This is a genomic window from Streptomyces xanthophaeus (assembly GCF_030440515.1).
GTDB lineage: Bacteria > Actinomycetota > Actinomycetes > Streptomycetales > Streptomycetaceae > Streptomyces > Streptomyces kutzneri.
On sequence record NZ_CP076543.1, the window covers coordinates 2,052,426 to 2,076,741 of the forward strand.

Annotated in this window: 17 protein-coding genes; 15 read left to right on the top strand and 2 right to left on the bottom strand. The window is 73.1% G+C overall.

The window, feature by feature from the left end:
- Positions 1-26: 26 nt before the first annotated feature.
- From KO717_RS08805 to meaB, 4 genes are read left to right on the top strand one after another with little or no spacing between them, the layout of a single operon-like run.
- Positions 27-1,268, top strand: a complete 1,242-nt coding sequence (locus KO717_RS08805) for an ROK family protein (protein WP_301374432.1) — start codon at positions 27-29, stop codon at positions 1,266-1,268.
- On the top strand, positions 1,252-3,117 hold the full coding sequence (locus KO717_RS08810; RefSeq protein WP_301365666.1) for a methylmalonyl-CoA mutase family protein: 1,866 nt from the start codon (positions 1,252-1,254) through the stop codon (positions 3,115-3,117). Before KO717_RS08805 ends, KO717_RS08810 begins: the two co-directional genes overlap by 17 nt.
- Complete coding sequence (gene scpA, locus KO717_RS08815) at positions 3,114-5,300, top strand: methylmalonyl-CoA mutase (RefSeq protein ID WP_301365667.1); 2,187 nt, start codon at positions 3,114-3,116, stop codon at positions 5,298-5,300. The genes KO717_RS08810 and scpA overlap by 4 nt, the downstream gene beginning before the upstream one ends.
- 10 nt (positions 5,301-5,310) lie before the next feature.
- Positions 5,311-6,300, top strand: coding sequence for a methylmalonyl Co-A mutase-associated GTPase MeaB (gene meaB / locus KO717_RS08820; protein ID WP_301365669.1), 990 nt, complete (start codon positions 5,311-5,313; stop codon positions 6,298-6,300).
- Between the two features lie 40 nt (positions 6,301-6,340).
- Here the strand turns inward: meaB and KO717_RS08825 are convergent, their stop codons facing one another.
- Both KO717_RS08825 and KO717_RS08830 read right to left on the bottom strand, forming a co-directional pair.
- Positions 6,341-9,631, bottom strand: a complete 3,291-nt coding sequence (locus KO717_RS08825; RefSeq protein ID WP_301365670.1) for an NACHT domain-containing protein — start codon at positions 9,629-9,631, stop codon at positions 6,341-6,343.
- A 65-nt stretch (positions 9,632-9,696) separates the two neighbouring features.
- Complete coding sequence (locus tag KO717_RS08830; RefSeq protein WP_301365672.1) at positions 9,697-10,698, bottom strand: asparaginase; 1,002 nt, start codon at positions 10,696-10,698, stop codon at positions 9,697-9,699.
- 151 nt (positions 10,699-10,849) lie between these two features.
- Here KO717_RS08830 and KO717_RS08835 point away from each other — a divergent pair, with 151 nt between their 5' ends.
- From KO717_RS08835 to KO717_RS08885, 11 genes are all read left to right on the top strand, one after another.
- Positions 10,850-11,308 (top strand): Lrp/AsnC family transcriptional regulator, encoded by a 459-nt coding sequence (locus tag KO717_RS08835; RefSeq protein WP_301365674.1) that lies wholly within the window; start codon positions 10,850-10,852, stop codon positions 11,306-11,308.
- Positions 11,309-11,341: 33 nt separating this feature from the next.
- Positions 11,342-13,447: a protein kinase domain-containing protein gene (locus KO717_RS08840; protein ID WP_301365676.1), complete on the top strand. Its 2,106-nt coding sequence runs from the start codon at positions 11,342-11,344 to the stop codon at positions 13,445-13,447.
- Positions 13,448-13,553: 106 nt separating this feature from the next.
- The gene (locus tag KO717_RS08845) at positions 13,554-14,489 is read left to right on the top strand and encodes a serine/threonine protein kinase (protein WP_301365678.1); all 936 of its coding nucleotides are present in this window, start codon (positions 13,554-13,556) and stop codon (positions 14,487-14,489) included.
- Between the two features lie 3 nt (positions 14,490-14,492).
- On the top strand, positions 14,493-16,706 hold the full coding sequence (locus KO717_RS08850) for a protein kinase domain-containing protein (protein WP_301365680.1): 2,214 nt from the start codon (positions 14,493-14,495) through the stop codon (positions 16,704-16,706).
- A 216-nt stretch (positions 16,707-16,922) separates the two neighbouring features.
- Positions 16,923-17,159: an MbtH family protein gene (locus KO717_RS08855; protein ID WP_301365682.1), complete on the top strand. Its 237-nt coding sequence runs from the start codon at positions 16,923-16,925 to the stop codon at positions 17,157-17,159.
- Positions 17,160-17,816: 657 nt separating this feature from the next.
- Positions 17,817-18,794 carry a helix-turn-helix domain-containing protein gene (locus tag KO717_RS08860; RefSeq protein ID WP_301365684.1) on the top strand — a complete coding sequence of 326 codons (978 nt, stop codon included), beginning with the start codon at positions 17,817-17,819 and terminating at the stop codon, positions 18,792-18,794.
- A gap of 229 nt (positions 18,795-19,023) precedes the next feature.
- The gene (locus KO717_RS08865) at positions 19,024-20,283 is read left to right on the top strand and encodes a peptidoglycan-binding protein (protein ID WP_301365686.1); all 1,260 of its coding nucleotides are present in this window, start codon (positions 19,024-19,026) and stop codon (positions 20,281-20,283) included.
- 324 nt (positions 20,284-20,607) lie between these two features.
- On the top strand, positions 20,608-21,063 hold the full coding sequence (locus KO717_RS08870) for a helix-turn-helix domain-containing protein (RefSeq protein WP_301365688.1): 456 nt from the start codon (positions 20,608-20,610) through the stop codon (positions 21,061-21,063).
- Positions 21,064-21,319: 256 nt separating this feature from the next.
- The gene (locus KO717_RS08875) at positions 21,320-21,847 is read left to right on the top strand and encodes a regulator component (RefSeq protein ID WP_301365689.1); all 528 of its coding nucleotides are present in this window, start codon (positions 21,320-21,322) and stop codon (positions 21,845-21,847) included.
- Positions 21,844-23,034: an MAB_1171c family putative transporter gene (locus KO717_RS08880; RefSeq protein WP_301365691.1), complete on the top strand. Its 1,191-nt coding sequence runs from the start codon at positions 21,844-21,846 to the stop codon at positions 23,032-23,034. The genes KO717_RS08875 and KO717_RS08880 overlap by 4 nt, the downstream gene beginning before the upstream one ends.
- A complete protein-coding gene (locus KO717_RS08885) occupies positions 23,031-24,221 on the top strand; it encodes a cytochrome P450 family protein (RefSeq protein ID WP_301365693.1) in 1,191 nt (396 codons plus the stop codon). The genes KO717_RS08880 and KO717_RS08885 overlap by 4 nt, the downstream gene beginning before the upstream one ends.
- Positions 24,222-24,316: the final 95 nt, after the last annotated feature.

The window sequence follows — 24,316 nt, forward strand, 5'->3', positions numbered from 1 at the left end:
CCCCCCGAGGAGACCGCGTGACGCGTATGGCCGGTGACAGCCGCGCCGCAGCCAATGCCGCCACCGTGCTGCGGACGGTGCTCGACCACGGCCCGGTCGCGCGCAGCGCGATCGCCCCGCTGTGCGGGCTGAGTCCCGCAGCCGTGTCCCGGCAGACCACCGGGCTGCTCCGCGGCGGGCTGCTGCGCGAGCTGCCCGGGCCCGGCGGCGGGGTGGGGCGGCCGCGGATCCCGCTGGACCTGCACACCGGGGCCGTCGGCGGGCCGGTCGCCGCCGGGCTGCACATCGGGGTGCCGCATTCGACCTTCAGCCTCGTCGACCTCCGGGGGCAGCTGCTCGCCCGGCGGGCCTTCCCGCACAAGGGGCTCCCGCCGGACGGGCTGTCCGCCGCGATCGCCTCCGAACTGCGCCGCTTCCTCGGCGCGTACGACTCCGGGCGGCCGCTCCTCGGGGTCGGCGCGGCCCTGGGCGGATGGGTCGGCCCGGACGAGGGGACCGTCGTACGGCACCCCGCGCTGGGCTGGAGCCGCAAGCCGCTCGCCGCCGAGCTGTCGGCCGCGCTCGGGCTGCCGGTGTGGATCGACAACCACGCGCGGGCCGTCGCGCGGGCCGAGATCCTCTTCGGTCGGCCCGAGGCCCGCCGGAGCCTGGTGCATCTGTTCATCGGCCGGGTCGTCGACGCCGCCTTCGGCATCGAGGGGACCGTGCACCAGGGTCCGGGCGCGGCGGCCGGCGACGTGGCCCATCTGCCGGTGCCGCGCTCGCAGGCCCCGTGCGCGTGCGGGCGTACCGGCTGCCTGGAGGCGACGGCGTCCGACACCGCGCTGGGCGCCGAGGCCGTGCGCCGGGGCATCGTGCCGGACCCGTCCGTGAACCTGCTGGTGGACGCGGCCGCCACCGGCGATCCGCGCGCCGACCGGCTGCTGCGCGAGCGCGCCCGCGCGGTGGGCCGCGCGGCGGCTCTTCTGTTGGATGTCTTCAATCCGGCGGTCATGGTCGTGACCGAGCTGGCGAGCGTCCTCGACGAGGGATATCTGCAGGAGATCCGGGCCGCCGCGATGGAGCTCTCGCACGTCTGCGACGATCCGGAGCGGATCGTGGTACCGCACGCGGGTCCTGCCGTACTCCCGGAGGCGGCGGCAACCGTGCTGCTCAGCCGGGTGTTCCAGGACCCCTTCGGCATGGCCCGAGAGGGCGAGATCACACCCACCGGTATGGTGCCACCTGAGCGCGCTCCCCTACATTCGAGCCATGACGGTCCTGCCTGACGACGGGCTCTCCCTGGCCGCCGAGTTCCCTGACGCGACGCATGAGCAGTGGCAGCGCCTTGTAGAAGGCGTACTGCGCAAGTCGGGCAAGGAAGTCTCCGGCGAGGCCGCAGAAGACGCGTTGTCCACCCCAATCGAGGACGGGCTCACCACGCGCCCGCTGTACACCGCGCCGCCCGACGGGGCGGCTCCCGACACCGGTTTCCCCGGCTTCGCCCCGTTCGTCCGCGGGGGCAGGCCGGAAGGCACCACCGCGAACGGCTGGGACGTGCGCCAGCGCCTCGCGGGCACAGATCCGGTACGCGTGAACGAGGCGGCCCTCGCCGATCTGGAGAACGGGGTCACCTCCCTCTGGCTCACCGTGGGCCAAGGCGGTCTCCCGGTCGAGGGCCTCGCCCGGGCGCTGGACGGGGTCTACCTGGACCTCGCCCCCATCACCCTGGACGCCGGAGCCGACTACGCGGAGGCCGCGCGCGCGTTGCTGCGCCTGTTCACCGGGAGCGCGGTGGCCCCCGAGGCCGCTCGGGCCTCGCTGGGCGCCGACCCGCTGGGCCACGAGGCCCGCACGGGTGAGGCACTGGACACGGCCGGCGCCGTGGAGCTGGCCCGGGAGGCCGCGGCCAACTGGCCCGGGGTGCGCGCCCTGACCGTGGACGCGCTGCCGTACCACGAGGCCGGCGGCAGCGCCGCCGAGGAGCTGGGCCTGTCCCTGGCCACCGGTGTCGCCTACCTGCGCGCCCTCACCGAGGCCGGGCTGAGCACCGAAGAGGCGCTCGGACAGCTGGAGTTCCGCTACGCCGCCACCGCGGACCAGTTCCTGACCATCGCCAAGCTGCGCGCCGCGCGCCGGCTGTGGGCCCGTATCGCCGAGGCCTCGGGGGCCCCGGAGGCGGGTGCCCAGCTCCAGCACGCGGTGACCTCGCCGGTGATGATGACCCGCCGCGATCCCTGGGTGAACATGCTGCGCACCACCGTGGCCTGCATGGCCGCGGGTGTGGGCGGCGCGGACGCGGTGACCGTGCTCCCCTTCGACAACGAGCTGGGTCTGCCGGACGCCTTCGCGCGCCGGATCTCCCGCAACACCTCCACCATCCTGCTGGAGGAGTCGCACCTGGCCCGGGTGATCGACCCGGCCGGCGGCTCCTACTACGTGGAGCGCCTGACCGACGAACTCGCCCACGCCGCCTGGGAGTTCTTCCAGACCGTGGAGAAGGCCGGCGGCCAGGCCGCCGCCCTGCGCTCCGGCCTGGTCGCCGAGCGGCTCGCCGCCACCTGGGCCGCGCGCTCCAAGAAGCTGGCCAGGCGCCGCGAACCCATCACCGGCGTCAGCGAGTTCCCGCTGCTCTCGGAGAAGCCGGTCGTCCGCGAGCCCGCGCCGGCCGGACCCAATGGCGGGCTGCCGCGCGTGCGGCGCGACGAGGCGTACGAGGCCCTGCGCGCCCGCAGTGACGCGCACCTGGCGGCGACCGGCGCCCGGCCGAGGATCTTCCTCGCCGCGCTGGGCCCGGCGGCCGCGCACACCGCGCGCGCCACCTTCGCCTCGAACCTGTTCCAGGCGGGCGGCATCGAACCCGTGCACGATCCGGTGTCGGTGGACCCGGCGACGGCCGCCGAGGCGTACGCCGCGAGCGGGGCGGACGGCATGGCCGTGCTCTGCTCCAGCGACGCGCTGTACGAGGAGCAGGCCGCGGCGGTGTCCGAGGCGCTGCGCGCGGCGGGCGCCACGACCGTCTTCCTCGCCGGCAGGCCGGGCACCGCTGAGGCTTCCGTGGACGAGTACGTCTTCGCCGGCTGTGACGCCGTCGCCGTGCTGTCCTCCGTACTCGACCGGATGGGAGTGCCCGCATGAGCATCCCCGATTTCTCCGAGCTGGCGCTCGACCCCACCGCCGTCGCAGGGGTCTCCGAGGAGCAGTGGCGCTCCGCGGTGAAGGAGTCCACCGGCACCGCGGCAGCCGACCTGCTGTGGGAGACGCCCGAGGGCATCGGCGTCAAGCCGCTGTACACCGGGCGTGACCTGGAGGGCCTGGACTTCCTGCGGACGTACCCGGGCGTGGCCCCGTACCTGCGCGGCCCGTACCCGACGATGTACGTCAACCAGCCCTGGACGATCCGGCAGTACGCCGGCTTCTCCACGGCCGAGGAGTCGAACGCCTTCTACCGGCGCAACCTGGCGTCCGGCCAGAAGGGCCTGTCGGTGGCCTTCGACCTGCCGACGCACCGCGGCTACGACAGCGACCACCCCCGGGTGACGGGCGACGTCGGCATGGCGGGCGTGGCGATCGACTCGATCTACGACATGCGCCAGCTGTTCGACGGGATCCCGCTGGACAAGATGTCGGTGTCGATGACGATGAACGGCGCGGTGCTGCCGGTCCTCGCGCTCTACATCGTGGCGGCGGAGGAGCAGGGCGTCTCCCCCGACAAGCTCGCCGGGACCATCCAGAACGACATCCTCAAGGAGTTCATGGTCCGCAACACCTACATCTACCCGCCCAAGCCCTCGATGCGGATCATCTCCGACATCTTCGCGTTCACCTCGCAGAAGATGCCGCGGTACAACTCGATCTCCATCTCCGGCTACCACATCCAGGAGGCCGGGGCCACGGCCGACCTGGAGCTGGCGTACACCCTCGCCGACGGTGTGGAGTACCTGCGGGCGGGGCAGGCCGTCGGGCTGGACGTGGACGCGTTCGCGCCGCGGCTGTCGTTCTTCTGGGCGATCGGCATGAACTTCTTCATGGAGGTCGCGAAGCTGCGCGCCGCGCGCCTGCTGTGGGCGCGCCTGGTCAAGCAGTTCGACCCGAAGAACGCCAAGTCGCTTTCGCTGCGCACGCATTCGCAGACCTCGGGCTGGTCGCTGACCGCGCAGGACGTCTTCAACAACGTGACGCGCACCTGTATCGAGGCGATGGCGGCGACCCAGGGCCACACCCAGTCGCTGCACACCAACGCCCTGGACGAGGCCCTCGCGCTGCCGACGGACTTCTCGGCGCGCATCGCCCGCAACACCCAGCTGCTGCTGCAGCAGGAGTCGGGGACGTGCCGGTCGATCGACCCGTGGGGCGGCAGTGCGTACGTCGAGAAGCTGACGTACGACCTGGCCCGGCGGGCCTGGCAGCACATCGAGGAGGTCGAGGCGGCCGGCGGCATGGCGCAGGCCATCGACGCGGGCATCCCGAAGCTGCGCGTGGAGGAGGCCGCGGCCCGGACCCAGGCCCGCATCGACTCGGGCCGGCAGCCGGTGATCGGCGTCAACAAGTACCGCGTGGAGAACGACGAGGCGATCGACGTCCTGAAGGTCGACAACTCCTCGGTGCGCTCGCAGCAGATCGCCAAGCTGCGGCGGCTGCGCGAGGAGCGCGACGAGGCGGTCACGCAGGACACCCTGCGGGCGCTGACGAACGCGGCCGAGCGCGGCGACGGCAACCTGCTGGCCCTGGCGGTGGACGCGGCGCGCGCCAAGGCCACCGTCGGTGAGATCTCGGACGCACTGGAGAAGGTGTACGGGCGGCACGCGAGCCAGATCCGTACGATCTCGGGTGTGTACCGCACCGAGGCAGGCGAGTCCCCGTCCGTGGAGCGCACCCGTGCGCTCGTCGACCGGTTCGAGGAGGCGGAGGGCCGCCGTCCGCGCATCCTGGTCGCCAAGATGGGCCAGGACGGGCACGACCGCGGCCAGAAGGTGATCGCGACCGCCTTCGCCGACCTGGGCTTCGACGTGGACGTCGGCCCGCTCTTCCAGACCCCGGCGGAGGTGGCCCGCCAGGCCGTCGAGGCGGACGTCCACGTGGTGGGCGTGTCGTCGCTGGCGGCCGGCCACCTGACCCTCGTACCGGCGCTGCGCGAGCAGCTGGCGGAGGAGGGCCGCGAGGACATCATGATCGTCGTGGGTGGGGTGATCCCGCCGGCCGATGTCCCGACGCTGCTGGAGATGGGCGCGACGGCGGTCTTCCCGCCGGGCACGGTGATCCCGGACGCGGCCCACGACCTGGTGACGCGGCTGGCCGCGGACCTGGGCCACGAGCTGTAGGCGGCCGCCGGTGCCGAAGATCGACATCGAGGCCTACGCCAAGGGGGTGCTCGACGGGAAGCGCGCGTTCGTCGCGCGGGCGATCACTCTCGTCGAGTCCACCCTGCCGGCTCACCGGGTGCTGGCGCAGGGCCTGTTGACGGAGCTGCTGCCGCACGCGGGCCGGGCCCGCCGGATCGGCATCAGCGGCGTGCCGGGGGTGGGCAAGTCCACCTTCATCGACGCGTTCGGCACGATGCTGACGGGACTGGGCCACCGGGTGGCGGTCCTCGCGGTGGACCCCTCGTCGACGCGCACGGGCGGCTCCATCCTGGGTGACAAGACCCGGATGGAGCGGCTGTCGGTGGATCCGGCGGCGTTCGTGCGGCCGTCGCCGTCGGCGGGCACGCTGGGCGGGGTCGCCAAGGCCACCCGAGAGTCGATGATCGTGATGGAGGCGGCGGGCTACGACGTGGTCCTCGTCGAGACGGTCGGCGTGGGCCAGTCGGAGACCACGGTGGCGGGGATGGTCGACTCCTTCCTGCTGCTGTCCCTGGCCCGTACGGGCGACCAGCTGCAGGGCATCAAGAAGGGTGTCCTGGAGCTGGCCGACGTCCTGGCGGTGAACAAGGCGGACGGCCCGCACGAGCGGGACGCGAAGGCCGCGGCCCGGGAACTGTCGGGCGCGCTGCGGCTGATGCACCCGGTGGACGCGGCCTGGACGCCACCGGTCCTGACGTGCAGCGCGCGGGAGTCGACCGGGCTGGACGAGGTGTGGAGCCGGCTGGAGCAGCACCGGACCCTGCTGGACGCGGGGGGCCGGCTGGCGGCGAAGCGGGCGGCGCAGCAGGTGGAGTGGACCTGGTCCATGGTCCGCGACGAGCTGCTGGAACGCCTGCGGGCGGACCCGGCGGTACGGGACCTCGCGCCGGGCCTGGAGTCCGCGGTGCGGGCGGGCACGGTGACCCCGACGTCGGCGGCGGACCGCATCCTGACGGCGTTCGGGAACGCGGGGATCTGACGGCGGGACGGCGGGACGGCGCCCGGTGGGCGCCGTCCGGTCAGTCGTACCGCAGCCACACCGACGGCGGCAGCAGCTCCGCGCCGCTGATGGTGCCGGTACCGACGAAGATGCGGACCGCCTGGAGTTCGGGCAGTTCCGCGAGCGGCGCGATGTCCAGGTTCCCCTTCGAGGTCATGTCGAGGAGGAACAACCGCGTCAGTCGGGGGAATGCTGCGGGCAGTAGGAGGATCGCCGACCGCATGTCCTCTTCCTCATCTCCGAGAAGGGTCAGACCGGTGACGGAGGTCAGCCTCGCGTCCGCCGGGAGGGACGCGAAGGAACTCGTGGGCACCTTGAGGTGGGCGAGCGCGTTCAGCGCTCGGACCTCCCGCCAGTCGGCTTCCGAGGCAGGACCGGTCGCCTCGGTGAATCCGAGCACCGTCAGCCCGGGGAACGCGCCGAGACCTTCGAGCCCCCGGGGAGAGGTCGTGTCGCCGGACACGACCAGCTCGTGCAAGGGGGCATGGGCGGGCAGGACCTGTGTGGACCAGCGCGTGCCGGTCTCCCCGTAGATGCTGAAGGATGTCAGCTGCTCGAGCTGTGCCACCGGACTCAGGTCGAGGTCCGGCGCGGCACTCTCGAGGTCCAGTCTCCTGACCGGCAGGCCGCCGAGGCCGGAGATGTCCGTCAGCTGCGGGCAGCCTTTGATCGCGACGGACTCCAGGGTGGACTGTTCGCGCAGGAAGTCCAGATCCGACACCCGGTCGTGCGTGAGCGCGAGGTCCGTCAGACCGTGCCGTCGCACGTAGTGGGACAGTGCGTCAAGGGACACACGGTGCCTGACGTCCAAGCGGTGCGGCGGGGAGTCCAGCCGGGCCAGCTCGCGCAGTTGGGCATCGGAGCTGACGATGTAGAGGAGACCGGTCGGATCCAGGTGCGCGATCACCTCCTCGGCATAGGTCCCGCATTCGAAGCGCGACCATGCCCACAGGAGATACGAACGGACCCGGAGCCGGGGGTGCGTGGCGAACCGTGCGAGGAAGGGCATCGCGGCGTCCGATTTCACGTGCGAGGCCGCGACCACCACCTGGTACGCGCTCTCGTGGTCGAGCCCCTCGGGGCCCGGGAGGAGGCCCAGCACCAGTCGGCCGACCTCCGCAAGGGCGCATGCCTGGGTCCAGTCCGACGGCGGGACGAGGGCGGCGGTGCGTTCTTCCACGGCCGCGCGGGTGCCGGGGTCGATGCTGCTCGTGTCCTCCAGGCAAGCGGCGGCGAGCAGATGGAGCCGGGCCCGGGCGCGCTTGTCGGTGGAGGCGTCCCCCCGCTCGAGGAGGTCGCGCAGCAGCGTGACGCGCTCGGCGGGGCGGGCGAGGGCGACCGCCATCCGGATGACGTCCTCCCACTGGTCGTCGTCGGCGTGGGAGATGAGCATGCCGAAGTCGCCCTCCTCCACCGCGGCCCGCGCACCGAGGAAGTCCTGGAAGGTGCGGTGGACGAAGTCCACCGTGCCGGGCGCCGGTTGCCGCAGGAGTCCGGTGCGCCGGAGGAGGTACTCGAAGACCTCGGGTGCTCCGCCCAGGGCGGCCGCCTCCGGGACCGAGGGCAGCGCCCTGGCGATGACGTCCTCGGCGCGGGAACGGTCCATGGCCGTGCGACCGTTCTTGGCCAGCCAGTACGCGAGCCTCTGCAACAGGTCGAGCTGGGGTTCCTCCCGCAGATCCGGGCCTTCCAGGTCCCGTTCCCGGTCGCGGCGGCCCAGCAGCATGGAGAGGGCCGCCTCGTAGAGGTCCTTGCGGCCGTGCGGGAGGTAGCCGCGCCGGTCCCGGTGCAGGGCGCAGATCAGCCCGCACATCAAGGGGGTGGTGGCCAGGCGGCCGAGGTCCGCTCTGGTCCGCACCGCGGTGAGCAGCTGGGACTCGTACGTGCGCAGGTCCGCGTCGTCCGCACCGCCGTCACGCGCCGCGGCGTACCACCGCTGGATGAAGGTGGCGATGTCCGAGGGAGTCATGGCCGACAGCGTCAGTTCGGTGAAGTCCTCGTCGGCGAGCCACTGCGCCCCCACGGCGGAGGGGCGCGAGGTCACGAGCCACCGGTTGTCGCCGTCGTAGGTGTCCATCAGATCCCGCAGCCAGCCGCGGGTGCGCTCCCGTTCCGCATCGGGGATCTCGTCGATGCCGTCGACGAGGACGAGACCCCGACCCGCCATGAGGACGCGGTGGGCCCAGCCGTCGGGCTGGGAGGACCCGAGCGGACAGCCCACGGCTGTCAGGAAGTCGCGGGGAGCGGGCAGCCGCTCGCCGTGGCGGGTCAGGGTGCGCAGCGGCAGGACGAAGGGGATGCGGTCGTAGAGGTACTCCATCTGCGGGGAGAGGTTCCGGCAGGCGGCGGTGACGGCCAGCCACTGCACCAGGGTGGTCTTGCCGGAACCGGCTTCCCCGCGCAGCAGGACGCGGTGGCCGCCGGCCAGGGCCTGATCCGCGGGCAGGGCGTGCCGGGGAGCGGCGGCGAGCCACTGCAGGAGTGCGGTCCGTCCGGAGCGGGCACCGCCGCGCAGGAGGACGCGGGAGCCGCCGGCCAGGGCCTGACCGGCGGACAGGTGAGCGGCGTCCGTGCCGCGGTCGTTCAGCCACCGGTGCCACGTCACCGGCGTCGCCTCCAGGCTCAGGTAGGCCGCGTCCAGCGGCCACCGCGCGGGCGAGCTGCCGAGGTCGATCCCGTAGATGGTCAGCTTGCCGTGCTTCTTCTGCACGTACGGGAGGTACAGCTGCTCGAACGCGGCGTCCTCGGCTCCGGGCAGCGGATCGCGGCGGATCAGTTCGTCGACCTTGGCCGTCAGTTCGGCGATCCCGCGGGTCTGTTCCACCAGGGCGTGGGCCACGAAGGTCGAGCGCTGCGTGAAGAACTGCAGGATGTGCAGGCAGGCCGCGTCGACGAGCCGCTCGTAGAAGTACGTGGCGTCGGAGCCGAGTTCCCGCTCGGGGCGGCCGCTCACGGCGCGCAGCTCGCGGGCGAAGGCCGCGGAGCCGAGGCGGACGGCGTCCAGGTCGGTCATCGTCAGCTCGCCGAGGCCCCGCAGGGTCTGCGCGAGGGCGTCGGTGACGGCCTGCTGTTCGTCGGTGGCGATCGGGCGCTCGCCGGTGCGCAGGGCCTGTTCCACGAGTTTGGCGGCCAGCGTGCCGAGATCGGCTTCGGTGAGCGAGCGCTTCTCGCCCGTGAAGGACACGTGGCCCGAAATGCGGATCGGCCGGTCGACGAGGCCCGCCCCGCCGCCCTCGCTGACGAACAGCTTCCTGACGAGGGGCGCTACGGCAGCCGAGGCCAGCCGGATTCCGATGGTCCCGGGCTCCATGCAACCCCCCGCAGCGTAGCGGCCGTTACGCGGATCGTAGCGGCCGCACACGCTGCCCCGGAGGGTTACGCCCCGACGAGGACCGAGCCGGGCGCGCCCAGCGCCTCGCGCAGGATGCGGGCCTGCTCGACCTTGTTGTCCGTGGCGAGGAGGGCGGACAGGACCGCGATGCGGGCCTGGCCGGCGCGCAGGGTGCCGGTCGGGACGGCGCCGGCGGCGACCAGGTCCACCGCGCCGCCGTGCGTGTAGATCTCGGTGACCGGTCCGGCCATGACACGGGTGGTCAGCGCGACCAGGACCCCGCGGCCGACGGCGGCGCGGACGGCCTCCACGATCTCCGGGGTGGCGTTGCCCGCGCCGGTCCCGACGAGGACGATGCCGCGCGCGCCGGCCTCGACGGCGGCGTTCAGCAGGACCGGGTCGCCGTCGGCGTGGTGCACCACCACGTCCACGCGCGGCGGGAGTTCGGGCATCGCGGGCAGCGGGAGCGGCGCCGGGCGCTGCGGGGTGCGCAGGATGGTGACCTTGCCGAAGCCGATCTTCCCGAAGAGTTCCTTCGAGGGGTCGGCGAACGCGTCCAGCTCCACGGCCTGGGTCTTCACGGTGCCGCGGGCGGAGTGCACCCGTCCGGCGAAGGCGATCAGCACGCCGAGCCCGCGCGTGTTCGCGGCGGTGAGCAGGGCGTCGTAGAGGTTCCCCGGGCCGTCCCCGTCGGCGGTGCCCATGGGGCGCTGCGAGCCGGTGAAGACCACGGAGCGCGGGTCGTGGTGGTGGAGGTCGAGGAGGAACGCCGACTCCTCCAGGGTGTCGGTGCCGTGCGTGACGACGATGCCGTCCACGCCGGGGTCGGCGAGCACCTCGTGCACGGTGCGGAGCAGGGTGAGCTGGTGTGCGGTGGTGAGTCGCGGGCTGTTCACGCTGAACAGGTCGACCAGTTCGACGGTGATGCCCTCGGGAAGTGGTGCGGTGGCGATCACCTCGTTCCCGTCGGCGTCCGCTGCGAAGCCGGAACCCTGCCAGCGGCTGGCTATCGTCCCGCCGGTGCTGATCACGACGATCCGTCCCATCGGCCGTGGCCGCCCTTCACTCGTGTCACTCGTGTCACTCGTACGTCACTCGTACATATGTACTCAAAGCAGCAATGATAGAGCGATCCAGGCGCAATGTGATTGCGTTTTCCCTCAGGCCCGTTCATAAACGCTGGGTGATAATTGCGCCATGGACGCCATTGACCGAGATATCTTGCGCGAGCTCCAGGCCGACGGCCGCCTGAGCAACCAGGAACTCGCCCAGCGGGTGGGACTGACCCCCTCCCCCTGCATGCGCCGGGTGCGCCAGCTGGAACAGGACGGGGTGATCCAGGGCTACCGCGCCGTGATCTCCCCCGAGGCGGTGGACCGCGGCTTCGAGGTGCTCGTCTCGGTCGAGGTGCGCCGCGACCGGGAGGCGGTCGAGGCCTTCGAGGCGGCCCTGCAGGACATCCCGGACGTCATCGAGGCCTACCGCCTCTTCGGCAGCCCCGGCTGCCTGCTGCGCATCGCGGTCGCCGACCTGCGGGCCTACGAGCGCCTGTGGATCGAGAAGCTGACGGCCCTCACCGGTATCACCGAGGTCAACTCGCAGATCATCATGAAGCGCGTCAAGGAACCGAACGGCCTGCCCGTCGACTTCCGCTGACACCCGTGAACGACAGGAAGCAGGCAGTACGTCATGAAACCCCTCGGTACCGGTGACCCGGTCCGGCTCGGCCCCTACCGCGTCCTCGGCGTCCTCGGCGAAGGCGGCATGGGCAAGGTGTACTTCGGCCGGGACGACAGCGGCCGGGCCGCGGCCGTCAAGGTGCTGCTGCCCGAGCTCGCGCACGACCCGCACCTCGCCCAGCGCTTCCTGCGCGAGGCGCACACCGCCCAGGCGGTCACCAGCGGCGGCGTCGCCCGGGTCCTGGACGCACGGGCCGAGGACACCGGCAGCCGGCCCTGGATCGCCACCGAGTTCCTGTCCGGCCCCACCCTCGACGACGCCGTGCACCGGTACGGGCCGTTCGGAGCCGACGGCGTACGCGCCCTCGCCGCCTCCCTCGCCGCCACCCTGCGGGACATCCACGCGGCCGGTCTGGTGCACCGCGACCTGAAGCCGGCCAACATCGTGCTCACCGCCGCGGGACCGCGCGTCATCGACTTCGGCATCGCACGCCCCGAACACGGGCTGACGCTCACCACCACCGGCCAGGTACCGGTCACCCCCGGGTACGGCGCTCCGGAGCAGGTGCTCGGCCGGCGCGTCGGACCGGCCGCGGACGTCTTCTCGCTGGGCGCGGTGCTGGCGTACGCGGCCACCGGACAACGCACCTTCGACGGTACGCACGTGGCCGCCGTGCAGTACGAGGTGGTGCACGGGGAGCCGCGGCTGGACGCCGTACCGCCCGAGCTGCGGCAGCTGATCGCGCCCTGCCTCGCCAAGGACCCCGCGCACCGCCCTTCACCCGGCGAGATCGCGGGCGCGTTCGCCCCGCCGCCGGGCGCCGACCGGGTCTGGCGCACGGGGCCGCTGGCCCAGGACATCGAACGCCGGGGAGCCGAGGCCGACCGGCAGGCCACGGTCGTGGGGCAGGGCACCGGGAGCGGGCCTTCCCGGAGGCGGCTGCTGCGCACCGCGCTCGCGGCGGGGGGCGTCCTGGCCGCCTCGGGCGCGGCCGGGGGCACCTGGTGGATGCTGCGCGAGGAGCCGCGCAAGATCCCCGCGGCCGGAGCGGCCAGGGACGCCGAGCCGCTGTCGATCAACGTCGGCAGGCACGGGACGCCCCCCGGCGAGCTGTGGGGCCCGCTGCCCGTGGCCGCGGGACCGGTCGACGGCGTGGTCACCGACCCGCTGCCGGTCCTCGACGTGGTCGTCTTCGCGGCCGCGGGCGGCGGCCTCGCGGCCCGTCTGACGACCGACGGCAAGGAGAAGTGGCGGCTGCCCGGCGTCCGGCCGGCCGCCGGCCTCGTCGGACTGCCGGACAACCGGTTCGCGACCGCGGGATCCGGTGGGGCGCTGCTCAGCTTCGAGGGCTCCACCAGCAGGCAGGTGTGGTCGGTGGGGGACGCCGACACCGGCCGCATCCTGGCCGCGGACGCGTCGGCGGTCTACCTGGTGACGCGCGGCGGGAAGCTGCGCGCCGTGGACACGGCCGGGCGCAAGGTCCGCTGGACGGTGCCGCTGCCCGAGGCGGCCGTGAAGGCACCGGGGCCGCGGGCCGCGGTCGCGAGCGGCCGGCTCGTCGTCTTCGGCGCCGACGGCGATGTCGTCGCCGTCGACACCGCTTCCGGAGCGACGGCCTGGCGGCTCGGCCGCCAGGCGAAGTCCGCCCTGCAGCCGCTCGTCGTGAAGGACGTCGTCTACCTCGGCGGACGGAGCCTGACGGCCCTGGACATCAGGACGGGCGCCGCGGTGTGGAAGGAAAAGGAGACCGAGGCCACCGAAGCCCCGCAGTCGGGGGCCGGCGGCTGGGGCCCGGCGGCCTCGTCGGGCGACAGGGTGTTCGCGATGGACGGTACGGCGCTGAGCCAGGTGTTCACCGAGCTCGGCGGGGCACTCGCGTTGGACCGCAGCGCGAAGGGCCCGGTGCCGCACACTCCCCCGCACGTGGAGGCCGGCGCGCTGTGGGTCGTGCAGGGGGACGGTCAGGGCGTCTCGGCCCACAACATGGTGAGCGGCCGGCGGTACTGGAACTGGTCGCCCGAATCGCGCGGCCCCTGGGGCATGTCCGGCGCCGGGAACCGCGTCTTCCTCGTCAACGACGGCAAGCTCACGGCCATGCCCACCGTGGAGAAGTGAGGCACGCTCGCGGCCCGTTCCCCCGCACCCGGTTCCCGCCCGGTTCAACCGCCCGGGCAGGCACCGCTTAGGCTCGGGGCCGATCAACCGACCCGGGAGAGCGCACATGGAACGCCTTCGTCACGACGACCCGTCGCACGTCGGGCCGTACGTGATCCTGGCCCGGCTCGACTCCGAGTCCGCCGAGCGCACCGTTCCCGAACGCCGCTACCTGGGGCGCACGGCCGACGGGCAGCGCACGGTCCTCGTCTGCGTGCCCCGGGTCGGCGCCGATCCGTCCCGGTGGGCGATCGAGGCCGAGGGCGCCCGGCGGCTGTCCGCGCCCCGGTTCCTGCGTCCTGCGGAGGTGGGCGGCACGGCCGGCTTTCCCTGGTACACGGCCCCGTACACGCCCGCGCTGCCGCTGCCGGCCGTGCTCGCCGCGTACGGGGAGCCGCTGCCCGAGGACACCGTCCGCAGGCTCGGCGCCGCGCTCGCGGAGGGGCTGGCCGCCGTACACGCCCAGGGGCTGACGCACGCGGGGCTCTCGCCCGCAGCCGTTCTGGTCACCCCGGGCGGACCGCTGCTGACCTGCTTCGGTGCCGTACGGGCTGCGGCTCCCGACGGGTCGCCGCGGACGGGGCTGCCCGGGCTCGATCCGGGCTGCCTGGCCGTGGAGCAGGCGTCGGGGGGCCGCACGGAACCGCTCGGGGACGTCTTCGCGCTGGGGGCCGTCCTGGCGTACGCCTCGACCGGTCACACCGTGCCCGAGCAGGGCGAACTGCCGCCGGGTCTGCGGACCCTCGTCGGCTCCTGCCTGTCGTCCGACCCGGCGGTGCGGCCGCAGTCCGCGCGGGAGGTGCTGGGCGAACTCGTGGCCCCCTGGGCGGGATCCGCCCCGGCCGAGGACCCGTACGCGCGGGCCGGAACGGTCCTCGACCACGGAGCCGTACCGCTGCCGGGCCGGGTCGTCGCCGCGCTCGCCGCCCAGTCCGCCGCGCTGCTCGCCGCTGAACTCCCGTCCCCGCAGCAGCCGTTCGCCATGGCCCAGAAGGTGCACTGACCGATGTCCGTCCCGGCACCACGCGCCACCCGCGCCACCCGCGCCCCGCTCGCACCGCTCACGCACGACGATCCGCAGCACCTCGGCGATTTCCGGCTGCTCGCCCGGCTCGGCAGCGGCGGCATGGGCACGGTCTACCTGGCCCGTTCGGCGGCCGGGCGGACGGTCGCGCTCAAGACCGTGCATGCCCGGATCGCCGCCGACACCACCTTCCGGACCCGGTTCCGGCTGGAGGCGGACGCGGCCCGGGTCATCGGCGACCGCTACGGCGCCCGGGTCTTCGCCGCGGACGCCCTGGCGGCAACGCCGTGGCTGGCCACCGAGTACGTGATCGGGCCGCAGCTCGACGAGGCGGTCGGGCTGGCCGGCCCGCTGCCCGAGCCGTGCGTGCGCGCCCTGGGCGCGGAGCTCGCCCGGGCGCTGGGGCAGCTGCACCGCTCGGACGTGGTGCACCGCGACCTCAAGCCGTCCAACGTCATGGTCACGGCCGCCGGGCCCAAGGTCATCGACTTCGGTATCGCCCGCGCCCTCGGCGACGAACGGCTGACCCGCACCGGAGCCGCGGCCGGCACGCCCGCCTTCATGTCGCCCGAGCAGGCCGGCGGTCTCGAACACTCCCCGGCCGGTGATGTGTTCGCGCTGGCCGGCGTCCTGGTCTTCGCGGCGTCCGGGCACGGCCCCTTCGGCGGCGGCCAGGCCGCGGACCTGCTGTACCGGGTGCGGTACGCGGAGCCCGACCTGAGCGGCGTGCCGGCGGCGCTGGCGCCCGTACTCGCCCGCTGCCTGTCCAAGGACCCGGCGCTGCGGCCCACGACGGCCGAGCTGGCCGGGCTGCTGGCGCCCGGCGACGGCCCGTTCGCGGACGGGCTGCCGCAGCCGGTGCTCGCGGACATCGCACGCCGCGCCGCAGCCGTGTGGCAGGAGCCGCCCCTCCGGCTGCCGGCCCCCCGAGGGGAGCCGGACACCGTCGTCGCCGACGGCGCCGGCATGTCGCGTCGCAGGCTGTTCGCGGTATCCGGGGCTGCGGCCGGGGCCGTCGCGCTCGCGGCGGGGGGCGGGCTGTGGGCCTGGCTCGGCAGCCGCGGTGAGGACGGGGGCGGGGCCGCGGGCGCCGGGAAGCAGGCCCTGGCGCCACCGCCGGACGCGCTGTGGAAGGCCGACCTGGCGGAGCGCTTGGTGGGCAGCAGCCCGCTGCCGGTGAACGCCCTGCTCGTCATGGCCACCGGAAACACGACCAGCGGGATCTACCAGCAGGACGGCAGACACCTGAGGGACATCCAGGGGTACGCGCGCGCCTGGCGCGTCGCCACCGACGGCAAGGTCCTCTACGCGGTCGGGAGGCACGACGCCGCGGACAAGGCCCTCACGGTGGCACCTCTGCCCCTGGACGGCGGCAAGGAGCAGGCACCGGTCGTCCGGCTTCCCGCCTACGACGGTACGAACACGCTGAACCAGATCCTCGGTGTGGCCGGCGACACCGTGTTCCTCCACGCCAAGGCGGCCGGGGGCGACCAGTGGTCCCTGGTGGCCGCGAGCCTGAAGACCGGCAAGGAACTGTGGCGGCAGCCGACGGCGGCCCCCACCGAGGAGCAGGTGCAGTTGGGACGCCCGACCCCTGTCGGAGTCAAGGCCGTACGCGGCGGCGTACTGCTGTGGCACCACTCCGAGTCGAGCGGCGCCCTGCGGGTGTCCGTGCACGACGCCGGCACCGGCGCCGAGCGCTGGAACGTGTCGGTGGAAGCACTCGGCGCCACGCCGGGCCGGCTGGCCACGGATGACGACCGCGTGTACATCGGCGCCAGAAAAGTGCACGCGCTGCGGCTCACCGACGGCGGGTCCGCCTGGGTCTTCGGCGCGGACCGTGACGCGGGCGAGGTGGGCGCCCGGCGCCGGTACGGCATGCCGACCGTCCGCGACGGGGTCGTCTACGCCGTGGAGGGCACGCGCGGCGTCGTCGCCATCAGCGCAGTCTTCGGCACCTTGCAGTGGACGGACATCCTGCCGGACGGCACGAATCCGAATCGCGACATCGCCCCTGTGGTCACCCCGAGCCACGTCTACACCATGGATGCGACGGGGCTGCGAGCCGTCCGCATCCGCACCCAGGCCCCGGTCTGGCACTACCCGACGAGCGCCTACGCCCTGACGCCGGATCCGGACGGCAAGCGGCTCTACCTCCGCGAGGTGGAGAAGCTGATCGCCCTCCCGCTCTCTTAGCGCCGCTGGTGCCGCTGGCGCGTCAACAGGACGACGAATGAGGTGTGTTGGCGGCCCGCACAGGGCACATCATCCGGGCGAACGGCCTCCCCGGGACGCCCGAAGGATGTCATGATCGGGCACGGCGGTCACGCCGGCTCCATCCCCCACCAACGGATGACGATGCGGTTCCCGGACGGGAACCGCATCGTGAACGGCTTGAATTGGAGTGCATTCATGAGCAGCAACCCGTTCGACGACGCCGACGGCCGGTTCTACGTCCTGGTGAACGACGAGGAACAGCATTCGCTGTGGCCGGCGTTCGCCGGGATCCCCGCCGGCTGGCGCATCGTGTTCGGCGAGGAGAGCCGCCGGCGGTGCCTGGAACACATCGAGGCGAACTGGACCGACCTGCGGCCGAAGAGCCTGCGCGACGCGATGACCGCGGACCCGGCTTCCGTCGGCTCCGCGTGAGGTGACCGCGGCCTTCCGGCTGCCCGCCGAACCGATGCGCCGGGGGCCGGCGTAGCCCCCGTACGGCGTTCCTGCGGCTCGGGGCCGCTCCCGTCAGTCCTTGGTGCGGGAGACGAGGCTCTCCCACGTCCGGGGGCCGACGATGCCGTCCGAGTCCGCGGCGTCGATGCCGATGGTCGAGGCGATGTCGAACTGCAGCTCCTTGACGCACACGCCCGAGGACCCCTGGGAGAAGTTCCGCGCCGGAATGGTCCAGCCGCCCGGCGACTTGCGGTGGCCGACGCTGTCGAGGCAGGCGTCGAGGTGGTCGCCGGCGTGGGCGGCGGGAGCCGTGACGAGCAGGGAGCCGGCGGGTGTGAACGACCCGGCGCCGCATCATCATTGCTTCGGGCCCGCCGTCCCGGCGGCCGGCGGCGTGTCCCAGGGACACGCCCGAGGCCGGAAACCGTTGTGCGATCTGCCGACAGCCGGTCCCGTCCCTGGGACGTCCCGCACTCCGGCCGTTCCCGCCGGGGGACGTCCGATGGCGGCGCCCCCAAGGGTTCCAGGTGTCCGTCGCCGGGTCCGGAACTGTCAGCGGCGCCGCATATCCTGTCCCTCGCGCCACGCCGTCCCGGGGAAGCTGTATGGCGCATAAGCGAGTTGGGGGGCCCTTTGATGTCTGACCAGACAAAGGCGACAGTTGGTACGGAGTCGGCACGTGTTCAGCTGAGCACGGAGATGCGAAGGATCAAGGAGGCCTCGCAACTCAGCTTCGGCCGACTGGCCGACCGGACGCACTACAGCCGCTCGTCGTGGGAGCGATTCCTCAACGGGAAGCAGCTGCCGACCACCGTGGCCGTCGAGCAGCTCGCGGCCGTGGCGGGCACGGACCCGGAGCCGCTGCTCGACCTGCTGGCGCGGGCCGTTTCCGCCCCGGCGAGCGGCGCCCCGGCCACGGCCGCACCTGCGCAGACCGCGCCCGTGCAGTCCGCAGCGGCGCAGGCCGCGCCGGAGACCGCACCGGAGGCGCCGGCGGCGGTCGCCGTGCCGGACGCCCCACAGGCGGCGGTCCGGCCTCTGCGCGAGAGACCCCGGGCCGAATGGAGACGAAGATTCGGGGTGATCGGATACATCACCGCGGGAGCCCTGCTGGGCTCGGTCGCCACCGGTCTCGCCTTCTCCTCCACCGCGGCGGGAGGCCGCTCTCCGGGCGCGGCGGGCGAACCGTCCGACACCAGGAAGAGCGGCGGCGGCGACGAGACCGCGACCCTCGTTCCGGGGGCCGGTGACATCCAGGTCAAGTGCAAGTCCGACACCTGCCTGCGCCACGATCCCCAGGCCATGGAATGCCATTGGGACGCGACCACGGCCAAGAGCACCTTCCTGCGCGGCATGCACATCCAGCTCCGCTACAGCGCGGCCTGCCAATCGGTGTGGGGACGCATCGAGGGCGGCGCCGTCGGCGACAAGGTGATCATCAGGGATGCCAGGGGGACGGAGCTGGAAGCCTTGATCCGCTTCGAGCACGACTCGTACACCAAGATGCTCGCGGTCTCCTCCGAGGCTCCTCTCGAAGCGATGAGCGTGTGCGGGGCGATACCGGCGGAGAAGCAGATGCAGTGCGCGCCCGAAGGGGCCGTCCAGCAGCCCTGACGGCCGGGGCGGCGAGGGATGGAAGCGGCCCCGCCCCAGGGACATCCCGCGCTCGTCCCAGAGACGCCGGGGTACTGGAGGGGACGCGGCACGGGCCTCGAAGCTGCTGGTGACCAACCGTCACCACACAGCCGAAAGGCCCACTTCGCTCATGTCTTCGCTCTCTTCCCCATCCCTCACCACCCGGCCCCCGGACCGGGCGGCGGTGTCAGCCCGAAGGCTGATGGCCATGTTCCTGACCCTCGCCGCCGCCCTGACGGCGCTGCTGACCGGACCGGTGCCGGCCGCGCACGCCGTTGACACCGGCCTGCTCCAGCGGGGCCTGTCGGGCCTCAGCTATCTCCCGCGCAGCGGTGTCGACGGTGCGTACGGACCGCAGACGCAGGACTCCGTACGGCACTTCCAGCGGGACAACGGTCTCGACGTGGACGGCGACGCCGGGCCGAAGACCACGGCGGCCCTGCTCGCCAAGGTGAAGCAGGTGCAGTCCGCGGCCGGCACGCAGGCCGACGGCGACTACGGCACGAACACCCTCAACGCCGTGAGGTCGTACCAGTCGCGCCACGGCCTGGAGGTCGACGGCATCGCCGGCCCCCAGACGATGGGCGAGATGAACATCGACCGGATCGTCTCCAGCGGCCCGGGCACCGGCACCGACTCCGAGACCAAGCTCCTCCAGCGGAATCTTGCCGGTCTGGGCTATCTGCCGCTGAGCGGGGTGGACGGCGCCTACGGCCCCCGCACCAAGAACGCCGTGCTGTCCTTCCAGAGCGACAACGACCTGGAGGTGGACGGCATCGCGGGCCCCCAGACCAAGGGCGCCCTGACGGCGAAGGTGCAGAAGGTGCAGAGCGCGGCCGGCACGCAGGCCGACGGCGACTACGGCCCCAACACCCTGGGCGCCGTGAAGACCTACCAGGCGGGACACGGGCTGGAGGCGGACGGCATAGCCGGCCCGCGGACCATGGCGGCCATGGGCATCGCCCGCGAGATCGGCAGCACCGGCCCCGGCGGCGGGCCCAGCGGTGGCAGCCCGACCGTACCCGTACCCCCGCTGTCGGGCAGCGTCCGCGACAAGATCATCCAGGCGGCGCGCTCCCAGCTCGGCCAGGAGGAGTGGGGCAACAACTGCAACCCGTACGGCCGTTGCGAGGCCTGGTGCGCGCACTTCGCCAGCTGGGCCTGGCAGCAGGCCGGGATCAACTACCACACGGCGTTCAGCGGGGACTTCTACTACTACGGGCGCGAGCACGGAACGCTCCGCACGGACCTGCGGAACGCCGCGCCCAAGCCGGGCGATGTGATCCTCTTCGGCACCGGCCCTTCGAGCACTTCCACGAGCGTCCACGTCGGCGTGATCGAGAAGGACAACGGTGACGGGACCGTCACCACGATCGAGGGCAACCACAACGACAGGGTGGAGCGCGTCACCCGCCGGCTCGTCGGCGGCTGGCCCGCGTACGCGATCGTCTCGCCCTCGGGCGGCTGAGCGACCCCGCTCCATGTCAGGGGCCCGTGCCAGGCGGCACGGGCCCTTCCCTCGCAGTCGAAGCGCGACCCGCACGGGCGAGCCCGTCCGGCGCGGCCACGGCTCTCCGGGCCGTCGGCCGAGCTCACCCCCGTGAAGCTCAGCCCCGACCCGGCCGGTGCCGCCACCGTCACGCCGTCGACACTTCAGTGGCGAGGAAGCATTGGTAACGTACACCAGAGTGACTGTCCGGCGTCAACCAAAGTGTTGCCGGGGCCGGCCCGTTGGGCTTCGAGAAACACTGTGGTGGGCAAAGACTCGGCATCACGCCAAGGAGGTCTGTACGTGGAGGATGACCAGTCGCCCACCTTCGCCCAACTCCTGGACCACCTCTTCCGCGAGGTGCACCCCCCTTCCCGGGGGCCCTACACCTACGCGGAGGTCGCCGAGGGAATCCGCAAGGCAGCGACCGGAGAGGGCCGCGGGGTGACGGCGAGCGCCATCCAGCAACTGCGCACCGGAGCCAAGCGGAACCCGACGCGGCACACCATCAAGGCCCTGGCCGACTTCTTCGGCGTCCCGGCGGGCTACTTCGTCGACAGTGCGGCGGCCGAACGCACCCGGGCGGAGATCGACCTCCTCGCCGCCATGCGCGATCAGGACGTCCGCAAGGTGGCCCTGCGCGCCAACGGCCTGAGCGTCGACAGCCTGAAGATGCTGTCCACGGTGATCGAACAGGCCCGGAAGCTCGAAGGGCTCACCACCGACGACCCCGCGCAGGGCCTCGACCTGGACGACTGAACCGCGAGCCGGGCGGCGATCTCACGGTCCCCGCCCCGCCCCGTCCCGACACCCCCTGTGGCCGCTCATCGACAGGGGGCATCAGCGTTTCCCGGCACCAGCCCGGCGTCCCCGGCCGCACGGTCCGGCCCCGGCGGCACCCCGCCATCGAAACGGCGTCGCGGACATGTCAGCATTGGGGCGCGCGCGTACCGGGCTTCCAGGGAGAGATCCGCCCCGGCCGACCGCCCCCGCCCGGCGTCACCAGAGTGAGAACATGGACCTTGAGCAGCTTCGCGCCTCATGTGAGGCGCGCGTCGAGGCACTTGAACTCCCGCACCGCTTCAGCACCCGCGACCTCCGCGACGCCGTGGCCGAGCAACGCGGACGCCCCATCATCCTGCGCCCCCTGAGCACCCTGGGCACCACGGACGCCCCGTGCGGCATCCGCCTGGAGACCGCGGACGCCGACCTGTTGTTCTACGAGGAGGCCACGTCCCCCCTCCACCAGAACCACATCCTCGCCCACGAGATCAGCCACATCATCTGCGACCACCCCGGCAGCCTGGAGCTGGACCAGGACACCCTGCGCGCGATCGGCTTCAGCCCCACCCTCGTCCGGCGCATGTCCGGCCGGACCAGCTACACCAGCGAGGACGAGCGCGAGGCCGAGGTGATGGCCAGCGTGATCCGCCAACTCATGTACCGGGGACGCGAAAGCCCGTCGAGCCGGCCCGCCAGCGGCGCCGAGAGCTGGGACGCTCTGTTCGCCGAGCCACACAGGAAGAAACGCCACCGGAAATGATCGACATGCTCTTCACGGGCACGGCCGTCGTACTGCTGTGCTTCGCCGCCTACTGGGTACGAGGGCGCGGCGGACACCGCCCCACGGGTACCTGGGCGATGGCGGCGCTGCTGACCTCGTTCGCCCTCGCCTTCGCCTCCTACGCCCCCGCCGTGGAGCGCGCGGTCGAATCGGTGGTCCCGCACGTCGCCCGACTCCTCAGCAACACCTTCACCCTGACGGCGGCCACCTCGGTCCTCGCCTTCCTCTTCCAGCTCAACCTGGACCGCGAACTGGCCCGCCGGCAGATCCGGCTGCGCGTCCTCGCCCTCGCGGTCTGCGTCGCCGGCATGACCGTCTTCTTCACCGCCGAACAACTCACGGGACGAAGCCCGGTGTTGTACGCGTGCTACGTGCTCGTCTACATCTCCTACCTGGGGTACACGGCCAAGGACTTCCTGCTGCAGACCTGGGCCCAGTCCAACCGCTCGGCCCGCCGCAGTCAGCGCTGGGGCCTGCGCACGACCTCGATCGGCTGTGGCTTCGCCCTCGTCTACGCCGCGTACAAGCTCTTCGCCCTGGTCTCCATCGGCCTCGGCCTGGGGCTCGTACCCGACCACGCCCGGTGTTCGAGCCCGCTGACGCCCTTCCGCTGCACGTTCAGCGTGACCGCGCCCGCCGTCGCCGTCCTCCTGATCACCGTCGGACTCACCCTCCCCGCCCTGCTGTGGCCGCTCAGCCGGCTGCGCCGCCGCCGCTGGGAACGGAGCTCGTTCACCGCGCTGGAACACCTGTGGCGGGAGGTCACCTCGGCGGTCCCCGAAGTCGTGCTCGACCCGGGCCGCACCGAGGCGGACACCCATGACCTCGACTTCCACCTCCACCGCCGGGTCATCGAGATCAACGACTGCGTGCTGGCCCTGCGCCCGTACCGCCGAGCGTCGGTACGGGACGCCGCGGCCGCCGCGGCCGCCCGCGCGGGCACGGCCGGCACCCCCGAGGGCGACGCCGAGGTGGAGGCGGCGGTCATCGCCGCGGCCGTCGACGCGAAGCACACCGGACTGCCCCTCGACGGCGACGAGGCCCCGCCCGCCGCCGGCACCCGCTCCCGCAAGGGCGACCTCCCGGCGGAGACCGCGTGGCTGCTGCTCGTGGCGGCCGCCTACGCGCGCCGCCCGGCACCCGAGAACGCGGGCGTGGCCTCGTGACCGCCCCGCGCCAGGACCCCCTGCGCGACCCGCGCTTCTTCGCCGACCCCTACCCCACGTACGACCGGCTGCGCGAAGGCTGCCCGGTCCGGCGGATCCCCACCGGCTCCGGCGGACACCACGCGTACCTGATCACCGGTCACCCCGAGGCCCGCGAGGCGTTCACCGACCCCCGCCTGTCCAAGGACACGGCCCGCTTCTTCGCCGACCGGCCCTCGAACCGCGACCTGCACCCGGCGATCTCCCGCAACATGCTGGCGAGCGACCCGCCCGCGCACACCCGCCACCGGCGGGTGGCGACCCGGCTGTTCACGACCGGCCGCGTCCGGGAACTGCGCCCGTTCATCACCCGGGTCGTGGACGGCCTCACGGCCGCGTGGCGACCCGGCACGGACATCGACCTGGTGGCGGACCTGGCGGTCCCCCTGCCGGTCACCGTCGTCTGCGAACTGCTGGGCGTCCCCGAAACCGACCGCGCCGCCCTCGCCGCCCGATCCCACGACCTCTTCGACGCGACCGACACCGACCGCGTCGACGCCGCGTCACACCACATCGGCGACTACCTCACCCACCTGATCGACACGGCGCGCACCACCCCCGGCGACGGCCCGCTCCACTCCCTCCTGCGCGACTGCGACGAGGGCGGCCTCGACCGGGACGAGACCGTCTCCCTGGCCGCCCTCCTCCTGGTCGCCGGGCACGAGACCACCACCCACTTCATCGGCAACGCCGTCCTGGCCCTGCTCCGGCACCCGGAGGCGTTCGACCGCGTGCGCCGGGACCCGGACCTGATCCCCGGCGCCCTCGACGAACTGCTCCGCTTCGACTCCCCGGTGAGCGTGGCCACCTTCCGGCACAGCACGCAGGACCTGCGCATCGGCGGCATCGACATCCCGGCCGGCTTTCCGGTGCTCATCGCCCCCGGTGCCGCGAACCGCGACCCGGCGGCGTTCCCCGACCCGAACAGCCTGGACCTCGACCGGGACACCACCGCCCACCTCTCCTTCGGCCACGGCATCCACCGCTGCCCCGGCGCCCCCCTGGCCCGCGCCGAGGCGGAGATCGCCCTGCGCACCCTGGTGACCCGCTTCCCGGACACCCGCCTGGCCACCCCCGCGGAATCCCCGGCCTGGCGCCGGACCCGCCTCACCCGCGGCCTGACCGCCCTCCCCCTCACCCTGGCCTGACCCACCCGACCGGAATCCGGCCGCGTCGTACGAGTCCGGTCCGGTCCGGGGGAAGCGGCCACCGGCGGGGCTGAATTCGGTCCCGCCGATGTGCG

Coding starts and splice junctions, on each gene's coding strand:
- KO717_RS08805 (WP_301374432.1), top strand. CDS start 27: ATGGCCGGTGACAGCCGCGCCGCAGCCAATGCCGCCACCGTGCTGCGG.
- KO717_RS08810 (WP_301365666.1), top strand. CDS start 1,252: ATGACGGTCCTGCCTGACGACGGGCTCTCCCTGGCCGCCGAGTTCCCT.
- scpA (WP_301365667.1), top strand. CDS start 3,114: ATGAGCATCCCCGATTTCTCCGAGCTGGCGCTCGACCCCACCGCCGTC.
- KO717_RS08825 (WP_301365670.1), bottom strand. CDS start 9,631: ATGGAGCCCGGGACCATCGGAATCCGGCTGGCCTCGGCTGCCGTAGCG.
- KO717_RS08830 (WP_301365672.1), bottom strand. CDS start 10,698: ATGGGACGGATCGTCGTGATCAGCACCGGCGGGACGATAGCCAGCCGC.
- KO717_RS08835 (WP_301365674.1), top strand. CDS start 10,850: ATGGACGCCATTGACCGAGATATCTTGCGCGAGCTCCAGGCCGACGGC.
- KO717_RS08840 (WP_301365676.1), top strand. CDS start 11,342: ATGAAACCCCTCGGTACCGGTGACCCGGTCCGGCTCGGCCCCTACCGC.
- KO717_RS08845 (WP_301365678.1), top strand. CDS start 13,554: ATGGAACGCCTTCGTCACGACGACCCGTCGCACGTCGGGCCGTACGTG.
- KO717_RS08850 (WP_301365680.1), top strand. CDS start 14,493: ATGTCCGTCCCGGCACCACGCGCCACCCGCGCCACCCGCGCCCCGCTC.
- KO717_RS08855 (WP_301365682.1), top strand. CDS start 16,923: ATGAGCAGCAACCCGTTCGACGACGCCGACGGCCGGTTCTACGTCCTG.
- KO717_RS08860 (WP_301365684.1), top strand. CDS start 17,817: ATGTCTGACCAGACAAAGGCGACAGTTGGTACGGAGTCGGCACGTGTT.
- KO717_RS08865 (WP_301365686.1), top strand. CDS start 19,024: ATGTTCCTGACCCTCGCCGCCGCCCTGACGGCGCTGCTGACCGGACCG.
- KO717_RS08875 (WP_301365689.1), top strand. CDS start 21,320: ATGGACCTTGAGCAGCTTCGCGCCTCATGTGAGGCGCGCGTCGAGGCA.
- KO717_RS08880 (WP_301365691.1), top strand. CDS start 21,844: ATGATCGACATGCTCTTCACGGGCACGGCCGTCGTACTGCTGTGCTTC.